Origin of the sequence: Janibacter cremeus (assembly GCF_013409205.1) — a bacterium.
Lineage (GTDB): Bacteria > Actinomycetota > Actinomycetes > Actinomycetales > Dermatophilaceae > Janibacter > Janibacter cremeus.
This window is the reverse complement of sequence record NZ_JACCAE010000001.1, coordinates 699,725-712,951: the sequence shown is the minus strand read 5'-3', so window position 1 is coordinate 712,951 and position 13,227 is coordinate 699,725. Positions and strand designations below refer to the sequence as shown.

Annotated in this window: 9 protein-coding genes; 7 read left to right on the top strand and 2 right to left on the bottom strand. The window is 71.5% G+C overall.

The window, feature by feature from the left end; translation table 11 throughout:
* Positions 1-25 precede the first annotated feature (25 nt).
* The 4 genes from gatA (at position 26) to BJY20_RS03225 (ending at position 4,695) form a co-directional block, all read left to right on the top strand.
* A complete protein-coding gene (gene gatA / locus BJY20_RS03240) occupies positions 26-1,540 on the top strand; it encodes an Asp-tRNA(Asn)/Glu-tRNA(Gln) amidotransferase subunit GatA (protein WP_185990215.1) in 1,515 nt (504 codons plus the stop codon).
* A gap of 3 nt (positions 1,541-1,543) precedes the next feature.
* Positions 1,544-3,118 (top strand): Asp-tRNA(Asn)/Glu-tRNA(Gln) amidotransferase subunit GatB, encoded by a 1,575-nt coding sequence (gatB, locus tag BJY20_RS03235; RefSeq protein WP_185990214.1) that lies wholly within the window; start codon positions 1,544-1,546, stop codon positions 3,116-3,118.
* 36 nt (positions 3,119-3,154) lie between these two features.
* Positions 3,155-4,072 (top strand): 2-hydroxyacid dehydrogenase, encoded by a 918-nt coding sequence (locus tag BJY20_RS03230; protein ID WP_246297089.1) that lies wholly within the window; start codon positions 3,155-3,157, stop codon positions 4,070-4,072.
* A gap of 89 nt (positions 4,073-4,161) precedes the next feature.
* Positions 4,162-4,695, top strand: a complete 534-nt coding sequence (locus BJY20_RS03225; RefSeq protein ID WP_185990212.1) for a SixA phosphatase family protein — start codon at positions 4,162-4,164, stop codon at positions 4,693-4,695.
* An 18-nt stretch (positions 4,696-4,713) separates the two neighbouring features.
* Here the strand turns inward: BJY20_RS03225 and BJY20_RS16370 are convergent, their stop codons facing one another.
* The gene (locus BJY20_RS16370) at positions 4,714-5,691 is read right to left on the bottom strand and encodes a GNAT family N-acetyltransferase (protein WP_185990211.1); all 978 of its coding nucleotides are present in this window, start codon (positions 5,689-5,691) and stop codon (positions 4,714-4,716) included.
* A 289-nt stretch (positions 5,692-5,980) separates the two neighbouring features.
* Here BJY20_RS16370 and BJY20_RS03215 point away from each other — a divergent pair, with 289 nt between their 5' ends.
* The 3 genes from BJY20_RS03215 to ilvC all read left to right on the top strand — a co-directional run bounded on the left by BJY20_RS03215 (position 5,981) and on the right by ilvC (position 9,508).
* The gene (locus BJY20_RS03215) at positions 5,981-7,882 is read left to right on the top strand and encodes an acetolactate synthase large subunit (protein ID WP_185990210.1); all 1,902 of its coding nucleotides are present in this window, start codon (positions 5,981-5,983) and stop codon (positions 7,880-7,882) included.
* A gap of 7 nt (positions 7,883-7,889) precedes the next feature.
* Positions 7,890-8,402: an acetolactate synthase small subunit gene (gene ilvN, locus BJY20_RS03210; RefSeq protein ID WP_185990209.1), complete on the top strand. Its 513-nt coding sequence runs from the start codon at positions 7,890-7,892 to the stop codon at positions 8,400-8,402.
* 80 nt (positions 8,403-8,482) lie between these two features.
* On the top strand, positions 8,483-9,508 hold the full coding sequence (gene ilvC / locus BJY20_RS03205; protein WP_185990208.1) for a ketol-acid reductoisomerase: 1,026 nt from the start codon (positions 8,483-8,485) through the stop codon (positions 9,506-9,508).
* A gap of 166 nt (positions 9,509-9,674) precedes the next feature.
* Here the strand turns inward: ilvC and BJY20_RS03200 are convergent, their stop codons facing one another.
* The gene (locus BJY20_RS03200; protein WP_185990207.1) at positions 9,675-13,223 is read right to left on the bottom strand and encodes an ATP-binding cassette domain-containing protein; all 3,549 of its coding nucleotides are present in this window, start codon (positions 13,221-13,223) and stop codon (positions 9,675-9,677) included.
* Between the last annotated feature and the right edge of the window lie 4 nt (positions 13,224-13,227).

Genomic DNA, 13,227 nt, shown 5'->3' with positions numbered 1-13,227 from the left:
ACGACCTCCCCGCGAAGGACCCCACGTGAGTGACCCCACCCGCATGACCGCTGCCGCGCTCGCCGACGCGCTGGCTTGCGGTGACCTCTCCTCGGAGCAGGTCACCCGCGCCCACCTCGACCGGATCGAGGCCGTGGACGAGACCATCGGCGCCTACCTCCACGTCTCGGGCGAGTCCGCCCTGGCGCAGGCCCGTGCCGTCGACGAGCGCCGGGCGAAGGGGGAGGACCTCCACCGCCTCGCCGGCGTCCCCATCGCCGTCAAGGACGTGATGACCACGACCGGCATCCCGACGACCGCCGGGTCGAAGATGCTTCAGGGCTGGGTCCCGCCCTATGACGCCACGGTCGTGGCCAAGCTGAAGGCCGCCGGTCTGCCGATCCTCGGCAAGACCAACATGGACGAGTTCGCGATGGGCTCCTCGACGGAGCACTCCGCCTTCGGCCCGACCCGCAACCCGTGGGACCTCGACCGCACCCCCGGCGGCTCCGGCGGTGGCTCCAGCGCGGCCGTCTCGTCCTGGCAAGCCCCCTTCGCCACGGGGACCGACACCGGCGGCTCGATCCGTCAGCCGGCGGCCCTGACCGGCTCGGTCGGCGTGAAGCCGACCTATGGCGCGATGTCGCGCTACGGGCTGATCGCGATGGCCTCCTCCCTCGACCAGGCCGGTCCCTGCGCGCGCACCGTGATGGACACGGCACTCCTGCACGAGGTCATGGCCGGGCACGACCCGCTCGACTCGACCTCCATCGACGCTCCCGTCCCCGACGTCGTCGGTGCCGCCCGGCGTGCGGACGTCTCCGGCATGAGGGTCGGCATCGTCAAGGAGCTGACCGGCCAGGGCTTCGCGCCGCAGGTCCAGGCCCGCTTCGACGAGGCCGTGCAGCACCTGGTCGACGCCGGTGCCGAGGTCGTCGAGGTCTCCTGCCCCAACTTCGTCTACGCGCTCGGGGCGTACTACCTGATCATGCCGAGCGAGGCGAGCAGCAACCTCGCCCGCTTCGACGCGATGCGCTACGGACTGCGGGTCGGTCCGCAGGGCGTCGATGCGCCCAGCGCCGAGCAGGTCATGGCGGCCAGCCGCGACGCCGGCTTCGGTGCGGAGGTCAAGCGCCGCATCATCCTGGGCACCTATGCCCTGTCCTCGGGCTACTACGACGCCTACTACGGCAACGCCCAGAAGGTGCGTCGCCTCATCGCCGACGACTTCGCCCGGGCCTTCGAGACCGCGGACGTCCTCGTCAGCCCGACCGCCCCGACGACGGCCTTCCGCTTCGGTGAGAAGACCAGCGACCCGACCGCCATGTACGCCGGGGACATCGCGACGATCCCGGCCAACCTCGCCGGGCTGCCCGGCATGTCCCTGCCGAGTGGTCTCGCCGAGGACGGCCTGCCCGCAGGCTTCCAGGTCCTCGCCCCGGCCATGGCCGATGATCGCCTGTACACCGTCGGCGCCGCCCTCGAGCAGCGCCTCGTCTCCGCCTGGGGCGGTCAGCTGCTGCAGCAGGCCCCCGACCTGGCCACCACGAAGGGAGCCTGAGACATGGCGAGCACCACCACCGACGAGGTCCTCGGGTACGACGAGGCCCTGACCACCTTCGACCCGGTGATGGGTCTGGAGGTCCACGTCGAGCTCGGCACGAACACCAAGATGTTCTGCGGCTGTGCCACCGGCTTCGGCGCCGATCCCAACACCCAGGTCTGCCCGGTCTGCCTCGGCCTGCCTGGCGCCCTGCCGGTGGTCAACGAGACCGGTGTCGAGTCGGCGATCCGGATCGGGCTGGCCCTGAACTGCGAGATCGCGCAGTGGTGCCGCTTCGCCCGGAAGAACTACTTCTACCCGGACATGCCGAAGAACTTCCAGACCTCCCAGTACGACGAGCCGATCGCCTTCGACGGCTACCTCGACGTGGAGATCCCGGCCCGCTCCGGCGAGGGCACCGAGACCTTCAGAGTGGAGATCGAGCGCGCGCACATGGAGGAGGACACGGGCAAGAGCATGCACATCGGTGGCTCCACCGGTCGCATCCAGGGCGCCGAGTACTCGCTCGTCGACTTCAACCGGGCCGGGATCCCCCTCATCGAGATCGTCACCAGGCCGATCGTCGGGGCGGGCGAGCGTGCTCCGGAGGTCGCCAAGGCCTACGTCTCCGCACTGCGTGACCTGCTGCGGGCGCTGGACGTCTCCGACGTGAAGATGGAGCAGGGCTCCATGCGCTGCGACGTCAACCTCTCCCTGCGCGCCCGGGCAGGCGACGACGCCGTGGCACCCGAGCAGCTCGAGGTCCCGCTCGGCACCCGCTCCGAGACCAAGAACGTCAACTCCCTGCGATCCGTCGAGCGGGCCGTGCGCTACGAGGTCTGCCGCCACGCGGCCGTCCTGACCGGCGGTGGCTCGATCCTGCAGGAGACGCGCCACTGGCACGAGGACACCGGCATCACCACCAGCGGCCGTGAGAAGTCCGACGCGGAGGACTACCGGTACTTCCCCGAGCCCGACCTGGTGCCCGTCGCACCCACGCGCGAGCGTGTCGAGGAGCTGCGCGCGACCCTGCCCGAGCCGCCCGCGGAGCGTCGCAAGCGGCTGCAGGACGAGTGGGGCTACTCCGACCTGGAGATGCGCGACGTGCTCAACGCCGGCGCCAGCGAGCTCATCGAGGCCACCGTCGCGGCCGGGGCGAAGCCGCAGTCGGCCCGCAAGTGGTGGCTCGGCGAGCCGTCCCGCCGCGCGAACGAGGCCGCGACCGACCTCGTCGGGTACGCCGAGCAGGTCGGTCTGACGCCGGCCCACGTGGCCGAGTTGGAGTCGATGGTCAGCGCCGGTCGGCTCAACGACAAGATGGCCCGCCAGGTCCTCGAGGGCGTCCTCGACGGCGAAGGGGGCCCGACACAGGTCGCCGACGCCCGCGGCCTGGAGCTGGTCCGGGACGACGGCGCCCTGGAGGGTGCGGTCGAGACGGTCATCGCGGACAATCCCGACATCGCCGAGAAGATCCGCGGCGGCAAGGTCCAGGCGGCCGGTGCCCTCATCGGCCAGGTGATGAAGGAGATGAAGGGTCAGGCCGACGCCGGCAAGGCCCGCGCGCTCATCCTCGACAAGCTCGGCGTCGAGGACTGAGCCACTCCAGCGGTCGGCATGCCTACGATGAGGGGCATGCTGACCGTCTCTTTCCCTGACCAGACCTGGCTCGACGACGTGGGACCGATCGAGGGCGTGAACCCGATCGTCTGGGACCCCACACAGCCACCTCCGGGGGAGGACGTCGAGGTCTTCGTCGCGCCGTACATGGCGTCCACCGCGCAGATCGAGCCGGTGGGCGGCAAGCCGTCCGTGCGCTTCGTGCAGCTGCTCTCCGCCGGCCACGACGCTGCGCTGCCGGTGATCCCCGAGGGCGTCGCCCTGGCCAACGCGCAAGGGGTCCACGACGCGGCGACGTCCGAGCTGGCGGTGGCCCTCGTGCTCGCCTCCCAGCGCGGCTTCGACGAGTTCGCCACTGCCCAGGCGAAGGGGGAGTGGCTGCCCCGCCACTTCCGGCCGGGCCTGGCCGACAAGCGCATCCTCCTCCTGGGCTACGGCTCCGTGGGATCGGCGATCGCGGCGCGACTGGCCCCCTTCGAGGTGGACATGACGGCGGTGGCCTCGCGGGCACGGGGCGGGGACGACCTCGTGGACCGGGTCCACGGCATCGACGAGCTGGCCGACCTGCTGCCCGAGCAGGACATCGTGGTCTCGGTGCTGCCGGGGACCGACGCCACGACCGGCATCCTCGGCGAGGAGGCGCTCTCGGCCCTGGCCGACGACGCGCTCGTCGTCAACGTCGGACGTGGTCCGGCCCTGGACACTCAGGCGGCGCTGCGGCACACGGGACGGCTGCGCTTCGCCCTCGACGTCACCGACCCGGAGCCGCTGCCGTCCGACCACCCGCTGTGGAGCGAGCCCGGCGTGATCATCAGCCCGCACACCGGTGGCGTCACCGACGCCTTCCGGCCGCGGATGGTCGATCTGCTGCGCCGTCAGCTGCGCCTCCTCGCCGTGGGCGAGGAGCCGCTCAACGTGGTCAACCCCTCCTGACGCCACGTCGTCGCCACAGCAGTGGCGGATCGGTGACGTCTGCCGCGTCGGGGGTGGTAATCCGCTGTGGGGCGGGCCACACTCAGATCATGACGACGTCAGCGGAGGACCGGACCCTCGTCCTGCTGCGGCACGCCTCGGCAGAGTCCGCGAGTGCCGGTCAGGACGATCGCGAGCGCAGCCTGACCGACGCCGGGAGGGAGGAGGCCCAGGACGTCGGGCGCTGGCTGGTCGAGCAGGGCATCGGTTGCGACGAGGTGATGTGCTCACCGGCCCAACGCACCCGCGAGACCATGGCCGAGATCGCCGCGGGCGGCTGCGCCGAGGCCGAGGTCGAGATCGAGCACCGGCTCTACAACGCCGGCGCCGAGGAGGTTCTCGCCGTCGTGCGCGAGGCCCGCGAGGACGCCAGCGTGCTCCTCGTCGTCGGCCACGCGCCGGGCCTGCCGGCAGCGGCCAGCCTGCTCGCCGACGGCGACGGGTCGGCGCCCGCGCACGACCTGCTCGCCGAGGGGTTCCCGCCCGGCGCAGTGGCGGTGCTGCGCTACTGCGGCCCGTGGACCGAGCTGGCCTTCGACTCGGCGACCCTCGACCGCTTCCACGTCCCCGTCCCCGTCAGCTGACTCCCGCCCCCTTCGCCCTCAGACGTCCAGGACGAGGTGGCGGAAGGAGGCGGTGACCACCATCCCGACACCCTCGTACAGCGGCAGTGCACCGGTCCGCGAGTCGGTCGACAGCCCGGCACGGGAGAGGCCGCGCCGCCGGCCCGCGACGAAGGAGTCCGCGAGCAGGGCGCGCCCGAGCCCCTGGCCGCGCCGGTCGGAGCGAACCGCGAGCTGGTTGACCCAGACCATCCCGTCCTCGCTCGCGGTGACCATCGCGACACCCACCACCGCACCGGCACCGTCACGCACCACCCGCCGCTGCCACGGCGCCGCCTCGTCGCCCTCGATGAACTCCGCGTGCCAGTCCGCGTAGGGCACGGGCTCACGCTCCGGCCACGCGCTGAACGCGTCGTCGACGACGCGGTGCACGGCCGGCAGCTCGTCGTCGCGGGCGAGGTCGAGCACGTGCCCCTCGGGCAGCGGTTGGGTGGGCACGGTGTGGTCGGGGAGCAGCTCGAGCACCCACGAGTCGTACGTGGCCCGCGCCCCGGCGGCGACGAGGAAGGCCTCTGCGGGACTCTCGAGGGGGATGGTCTGCCCCATCGTGGTCAGGCCTCGGGCCGACGAGGTGGCGCGCAGCCACGCCACGAGGGCGGTGCCGAGGCCGCGACCGCGCCGGTCGGCCGTGACGACAGCCTCGACCGACCCGCGGCCGGCGACGAAGCCCTGGGCGACGAGGCGCTCGTGCGCCCACACCGAGATCGAGTCCCGCTCGAGGTCGACGCTCGGCCGGCGCCACTCACCGAGCACGTCGACGAGCTCGGTCATCGGCTCGGCCAGCACCTCGAGCTCGTCGGCGCGCGCGAGCGCGGTGACCGCCTCGGCGTCGGCCATGGTCAACGGGCGCACGGTCAGGTCGTCGGCCCCGGCCGGTAGGACGAAGGCGATGTCCTGAGGCGCGACGGAGTGGGTCCCACGTCCCGCGTGGGCGCCTCGAAGGGGGATGCATCTCACCTGCTCAGCCTGCCACTGCAGGGCCCACAGGTCATCGGCTTTTCGTCGGGCCGACCGACGGCGCTCCCGTCGTCCGCTGCGAACCGAGCCGTTCCGAATGGCGGACGGGGTTGTCTCAAGCGTTGACACGATCGTGGCCGCGGGAGAGAGTTGCCTCGTGGCACTCCTCCTCGTACTTCCCCGGCGCGCTGCCTGAGCGACGACGTCGTCGACTGCAGCGCGCGCCCTTCACGCCCGGACCCGGGCTGAGGGGTTTTTTCATGTCGGGAGATCATGGGAGGAGACACGGATGGCACGCCCAAACGAAGGACACACGGTGACTGATACACGTAGCAGCACCCCGAGCCCGGCCGCCGTGGCGCGTCGGGCCGAGGCCGCACGATCGGTGCCCGAGCAGGTGACCGGAGCCAGCAGCCTCGTCCGTGCGCTCGAGCACGTCGGTGCCCAGGTCGTCTTCGGCATCCCCGGCGGCGCGATCCTGCCGGCCTACGACCCGCTCATGGACTCCACCACGGTCCGGCACATCCTCGTGCGGCACGAGCAGGGCGCCGGCCACGCCGCCGAGGGCTACGCCTCGGCCACCGGCAAGGTCGGTGTGTGCATGGCCACCTCCGGGCCCGGCGCGACCAATCTCGTCACGGCGATCGCGGACGCCCACATGGACTCCGTCCCGATGGTCGCGATCACCGGCCAGGTGGCCTCCGGGTCGATCGGCACCGACGCCTTCCAGGAGGCGGACATCCGTGGCATCACGATGCCGGTGACCAAGCACAACTACCTCGTCACGGACGCCGACGACATCCCGCGCGTCATCGCCGAGGCCTTCCACATCGCCAGCACCGGTCGCCCCGGCCCCGTCCTGGTCGACATCGCCAAGGACGCCCTGCAGGCCACGACGACCTTCCGCTGGCCACCGCGGTACGACCTGCCCGGCTACCACCCGGTGACCCGTCCGCACGCCAAGCAGATCCGTGAGGCCGTGAAGCTCATGGCCGCCAGCGAGCGTCCGGTCATCTACGCCGGCGGCGGTGTGATCCGCTCCGGGGGGCACGCCGAGCTGCTGCGACTGGCCGAGCTCACCGGTATCCCGGTCGTGACCACGCTGATGGCCCGGGGGGCCTTCCCCGACGCCCATGACCTGCACCTGGGCATGCCCGGCATGCACGGGTCGGTCGCCGCCGTGACGGGGCTGCAGCGCAGCGATCTGCTGATCACGATCGGGGCGCGCTTCGACGACCGGGTGACCGGCCAGCTGGCGTCCTTCGCGCCCGGTGCCCGGGTCATCCACGCCGACATCGACCCGGCGGAGATCTCCAAGAACCGCGTCGCGGACGTGCCGATCGTCGGTGACGCCCGGGCGATCCTGGCCGAGCTCATCTCCGCGGTCGAGGCGGGGGAGGGACCGGCCGCCGAGGTCGTGCCGCGTCGCTACGCCGCATGGGCCGCGACGACGAAGGGGTGGACGCAGGACTTCCCGGTCGGTTACCAGCCACACAGCGCGGACGCGCTGATGCCTCAGGAGGTCATCCGCAGGATCGGCGAGATCGCCGGTCCCGAGGCCGTGTACGCCGCCGGGGTCGGCCAACACCAGATGTGGGCCGCCCAGTTCATCGACTACGAGCGGCCCCACTCGTGGCTGAACTCCGGCGGTGCCGGCACGATGGGCTACTCGGTGCCCGCCGCGATGGGCGCCAAGGTCGGCGAGCCGGACCGTGCCGTCTGGGCCATCGACGGTGACGGTTGTTTCCAGATGACCAACCAGGAGCTGGCGACCTGCGTCATCAACGACATCCCGATCAAGGTCGCGATCATCAACAACTCCAGTCTGGGCATGGTCCGCCAGTGGCAGTCGCTCTTCTACAACGAGCGCTACTCCAACACCGACCTGCACACCTCGGTCGGCAACCGCATCCCCGACTTCGTCAAGCTCGCCGAGGCCTACGGCTGCGTCGGGCTGCGCTGCGAGCACCCCGACGACCTCGAGGCGACGATCCGGGAGGCGATGTCCATCAACGACCGGCCGGTCGTCATCGACTTCGTCGTCGAGCGCGACGCGATGGTGTGGCCGATGGTGCCCGCCGGCGTGAGCAACGACGCCATCCAGGTCGCCCGCGACACCGCCCCGGTCTGGGACCGCGAGGACTCAGAAGCGGTCGAGCAGCCCGAAGACGCCGACCAGGACGGAAAGTGATGCCCCGATGACGAGCACCAAGCACACCCTCTCCGTCCTCGTCGAGAACAAGCCCGGCGTCCTCGCCCGGATCTCGGCGCTGTTCTCCCGCCGCGGCTTCAACATCGACTCACTGGCCGTCGGCCCGACCGAGCACCCGGAGATCTCCCGGATGACCGTCGTCGTCGACGTGGACCTGCTGCCGCTGGAGCAGGTGACCAAGCAGCTGAACAAGCTCGTCGAGGTCCTCAAGGTCGTCGAGCTCGACCCGCTGTCCTCGGTCACCAGCCAGGTCGTGCTGGTCAAGGTCCGCGCCGAGGCCAGCCAGCGCAGCGGCATCCTCGAGACCGCGCAGATGTTCAAGGCGAAGATCGTCGACACGACACCCGAGGCGATGACGCTGCAGGTCTACGGCAACAGCGACAAGATCTCGGCGATGCTCGAGATCCTCCAGCCCTACGGCATCAAGGAGCTCGTCCAGTCCGGCGTCGTGGCCATCGGCCGCGGGCCGCGCTCGATCACCGACCGGTCCCGCCACTGAGACACGATCGCCCCGCGCGCCCGGTGCGCGGGACGATGACCCAGAACCCACCACCGATCCCACCAAGGAGAACAGCCACCATGGCCGAGTTGATCTACGACGACGACGCTGACCTGTCCATCATCCAGGCACGCAAGGTGGCCGTCATCGGCTACGGCTCCCAGGGCCACGCGCACGCCCTCAACCTGCGCGACAGCGGAGTCGACGTGCGCGTCGGCCTGAAGGAGGGCAGCACCTCCCGCGCCAAGGCGGAGCAGGAGGGCCTGACGGTCCTCACGCCGCGCGAGGCAGCTGCCGAGGCCGACGTCATCGTCATCCTCGCCCCCGACCAGGTGCAGCGCGAGCTGTACGCCCAGGACATCGAGCCCGTCCTGAACGAGGGCGACGTGCTCGTCTTCGGCCACGGCTTCAACGTGCGCTTCGGCTACATCCAGGCCCCGGCGGGCGTCGATGTCGTCCTCGTCGCGCCGAAGGCCCCCGGCCACACCGTGCGTCGCGAATTCGTCGACGGCCGCGGCATCCCGGACATCATCGCCGTCGAGCAGGACGCCTCCGGCCGGGCCTGGGACATCGCCACGTCCTACGCCAAGGGCATCGGCGGCACCCGCGCGGGCGTCATCAAGACCACCTTCACCGAGGAGACCGAGACCGACCTCTTCGGCGAGCAGGCCGTCCTCTGCGGTGGCATCTCGCACCTGATCCAGGCCGGCTTCGAGACCCTGACCGAGGCGGGTTACCAGCCGGAGATCGCCTACTTCGAGGTCCTGCACGAGGTGAAGCTCATCGTCGACCTGATGTACGAGGGCGGTATCGCCAAGCAGCGCTGGTCGGTCTCCGACACCGCTGAGTACGGTGACTACGTCTCCGGGCCGCGGGTCATCGACGGCAAGGTCAAGGAGTCGATGCAGGGCATCCTCGCCGACATCCGGGACGGCTCCTTCGCCCAGCGCTTCATGGATGACCAGGCCAGTGGCGCCACGGAGTTCAACAAGCTGCGCGAGCAGGAGGCCGGTCACCCGATCGAGGCCACCGGCAAGACGCTGCGCGCGCACTTCGCCTGGAAGTCGGGCGACGACGACTACACCGAGGGCAGCGCCGCTCGCTGACGAGTCGCTGACCACCGCGAGCGAAGGGGGTGCCACCGGTCCGCGGACCGGTGGCACCCCCTTCGTCATGTCGGCGAAGCCCCCTACGGCGTTGTGTGCACCTGTCACGCGAAATTTCGGGGCGCAGGCGCGCTCAACGCCGTAGGGCAGGTGTGATTCGGGCGGGCTACCCCGCGAGGTGTCCCCACCGGGGCGCGAGCGACTCCCACGGACCGACGGCGGCGACCCGGCCGGCGACGAGCACGACGACCCGGTCGGCCCGCTCCAGCGCGGCACGCTTGGAGGTCGCACCGATGACGGTCGCGCCACGCTCGCGCAGTCCTTGCCACAGCTCGATCTCCGTCGCTGCGTCGAGCGCGCTCGAGACGTCGTCGGCGAGCAGCAGCTCGGCCTGGGTGGCCATGGCCCGGGCCAGGGCCAGCCGCTGCACCTGGCCACCCGACAGGCGCACCCCGCGGTGACCGACGAGGGCCTGCGGGCCGCCGGCCTCCTCGATGTCCGACGCGAGCCGTGCCTGCGCGATCGGCACCTCGAAGGGCCGCTCGTGTCCGAGCCGCACGTTGTCGCCGAAGGTCCCCGAGAGCACGCGCGGCACCTGGGCGACGTGGGCCACCTGACCGGGCCGCATGAAGGTCTGCACCTCCTCGACGGGGTCGCCGTTCCACAGCACGTCCCCGCGGTGATCGACCAGCCCCGCCATGGCGGCCAGCAGGCTGGACTTGCCGGATCCCACCTGACCGACGAGCAGCACGAGCTCCCCGGCATCGACGGTCAGGTCGACGTCGCTGACCCCGATGGTGCCGTCCTCGTGGACACCGGACACACCGCGCAGCTCGAGCCGTTCCAGGGGGACACGGGCGACGGGCGCCGGCCCCGGCGCCTCGCCGGAGACGAGGTCGACCCCGGCCGGAAGGTCCATCAGGTCCACGCCACCGGCGAACCGGCTCGTCTCGACCTGCCAGTGGCGCGTGCCGGGAGCCTCGGTGACCACCAGCCCTGCGACGCGTCCGAACCACTCGAATCCGGCCACGGCGCTGGCGACGAGCAGCGCGGTCGCCAGACCCCACCCACCGAGGAGGTAGACCGCCCATGCCGCGACGACGCCGCACTGGACCATGACCATCGGCACGCCCTGCAGGAAAGCCTGGATGCGGTGCTCTCGGACCGCGGCAGCGACCCGGCCCGCGTCGACCCCGCGCAGGTGCCCCTGCACCGCCGAGGTGGCGGCCGCGAGCTTGACCGTGCGCATCGACTCCAACGCGGAGACGAGGGCTCGACCGAAGCGAGCCCGCGCCGTCGAGGCCGCAGCAGCCGAGCGGCCCGCGGCAGGGCGTCCGGCCGTCGACGCGAGCGCCGAAGTGACCATGACCACCAGCAGGATCGCGCCGGCCACCCACGTGCCGGCGAGCAGGGCCGTCAGCGCGGTCACGAGCAGGCCGTTGACGAAGTCGATCCACCGGTCGGAGTAGCGGGCGTAGCGGTCGGCGTCCATCGACCGTGCGACCACCTCACCGGGCGGGGTGCGAGGCAGACGGGTCTGCACGGTCTGGCCGTGGAGCACCGACATGCGGGTGCGCAGCATCACCTCGACCCACCAACGCGGGTAGGTGACGAAGGCCTGCGCGAGCAGCAGCGGGGTCAGCACCAGCCCGGTCACGAGGACGGTGGTCAGCCACCCCACGGCGTCGCCGCGCTCCAGCCGCTCGACGATCAGCCCCCAGAGCAGACCGGTCACGGCGCCCTGTGCACCGGCGAGTGATCCGAGGAGGAAGAGCGAGGCGCCGAAGAGCCCCCATGCCGGCTTGATCAGCAGTGCGTGCAGGATGCCGCGCGCCAAGGACGGTCCGTCACCGACGTCGCGCACGGCGAGGGACTCCTCGCTCCGCCGGCGCCCCCCGGTCGGGTCGCTGGCGTCGGGGGGCACCTGGCCGGCCTCGCCCTGCTGCTCGGGTGGCGACTCGAGCGAGGGCTCGCTGGTACGGCTGGCCAGGAGCAGCTCCCGGAAGGGGCCGTCGGCCAGGGCCAGCTCTGAGCGCAGGCCCTGCTGCACCACCTGTCCATGGTCGAGGACCGCGAGGTGTGGCGCCCGCTCGATGGTGGTCAGGCGGTGGGCGATGAGCACGCCGGTCCGACCGCTGAGCAGACGGTCGGCCGCGGCGACGACCCGGCGCTCGGTGACGGGGTCCATCCGGGCAGTTGCCTCGTCGAGGACGACGACGCGCACGTCCCGCACGAGCAGACGGGCGAAGGCCACGAGTTGCTCCTCCCCGGCGGACAGCGTCGTGCCTCCGGGGCCGAGAAGCGTGTCGAGACCGTCGGGCAGCCCGGCGACCCAGTCGTGCAGCCCGAGCTCGTCGACCGCGCTCTCGACCTGCAGACGGGGCACGTCGCCGAAGATCGCGATGTTCTCCGCGAGGGTCCCGGCGAGGACCTCGGTGCGCTGGGTGACCACGCCGACGGCTGCGCGCAGCCGCTGCAGGTCCAGATCGAGTACATCGACGCCCCCGAGCAGCACGCTTCCGCGGGGCGGCTCGATCGCCCGGGAAACGAAGGAGGCCAAGGTCGACTTCCCGGACCCGGTCCGTCCGACGAGGGCCATCGTCTCTCCGGCCGGCACTGTCAGCTCGACACCGTGCAGGGCGAAGGAGCCCTCGTGGAAGGAGAAGTCGAGATCATGGAAGTGCAGAGCCACAGGCCCCTGCCTCGGCAGGTCCCGGCCCCCTTCCGGCTCCGGGTGCACCGCCAGCGTCTGACGCAACCGGATGATCGCGCCGAAGCCCTCCTGCAGGTCCGACAGGTTGTTGGCGAGCATGGAGATCTGCCCGACGAAGGTCGCCGTGACCAGGAAGAGCGTCACCAGCGCGGCCACCGACAGGTGGTCCCGCGAGGCGAGTGCGACGCCCGCCACGGCGATGGCCGCGAGCAGCCCGTGCAGGAGGACACCGGCACGACGGGCCAGTGCCCGCTCGACGAGCAGGACGCGCAGCAGCTCGTGGTGGACCCGCGATGACAGCCGGGCCAGACGGTGGACGACATGGGCCTGCCCCAGGCTCGTGCGCAGGTCGTCCCGACCGGCGACTCCCTCCTCCAGTGCGCTCGCGTGGTCGGTCCAGGCGATCTCCTCGACGACCTTGCGGCGGGCGATCTCGCCGAGAAGTGGCCGGATGACGACGGCGGTGAGCCCGCCGAGCAGCGGGAAGAGCAACCAGGCCGGCCACCACGTGACGCCCGCGACGATCCACATCGGCAGCACTGCGAAGGCCGCACGGAAGAACATCCACACCTGCCAGCGAATGAGGTTGCCGACCTCGTGGGTGTCGTCATCGATGCGGTCGAGGATCTCGCCGACGGCCTGCTCGGCGAGGACGGGCACGGGCTGGGCGAGTACCGCATCGAGGAGGTCCTCACGCAGGCGGCCCTCGGCCTTGTCGGACAGGCCGACCCAGACGATCTTGCCGACCGTGTCGAGGAGGGCCCCGCCGACGATGCACGCGGCGAGCACCCACACCAGAGTGCTCGTGGGGTCCTCGGCGAGCCGGCCCATGATCACCGTCCCGAGGGTGAGGGCGATGGCGGCCGCGAGGGCGCACACCAGTGCTGCGCCGGTCCAGGGCGAGGACATCCGTCGCCAGTCGATGCGTCGGGAGGGATCTGCCGAAGCGGGCGGCGGGGGTGGTGCCGGGGCCTCGGGTTCGCGGGTGAGGGTCTGGGTCATGACC

What these genes read in the sequence shown, in the direction of transcription:
- ilvC (WP_185990208.1), top strand. Translation starts at nt 8,483, where the DNA reads ATGGCCGAGTTGATCTACGACGACGACGCTGACCTGTCCATCATCCAG.
- BJY20_RS03230 (WP_246297089.1), top strand. Translation starts at nt 3,155, where the DNA reads ATGCTGACCGTCTCTTTCCCTGACCAGACCTGGCTCGACGACGTGGGA.
- BJY20_RS03200 (WP_185990207.1), bottom strand. Translation starts at nt 13,223, where the DNA reads ATGACCCAGACCCTCACCCGCGAACCCGAGGCCCCGGCACCACCCCCG.
- ilvN (WP_185990209.1), top strand. Translation starts at nt 7,890, where the DNA reads ATGACGAGCACCAAGCACACCCTCTCCGTCCTCGTCGAGAACAAGCCC.
- BJY20_RS03215 (WP_185990210.1), top strand. Translation starts at nt 5,981, where the DNA reads ATGGCACGCCCAAACGAAGGACACACGGTGACTGATACACGTAGCAGC.
- gatB (WP_185990214.1), top strand. Translation starts at nt 1,544, where the DNA reads ATGGCGAGCACCACCACCGACGAGGTCCTCGGGTACGACGAGGCCCTG.
- BJY20_RS03225 (WP_185990212.1), top strand. Translation starts at nt 4,162, where the DNA reads ATGACGACGTCAGCGGAGGACCGGACCCTCGTCCTGCTGCGGCACGCC.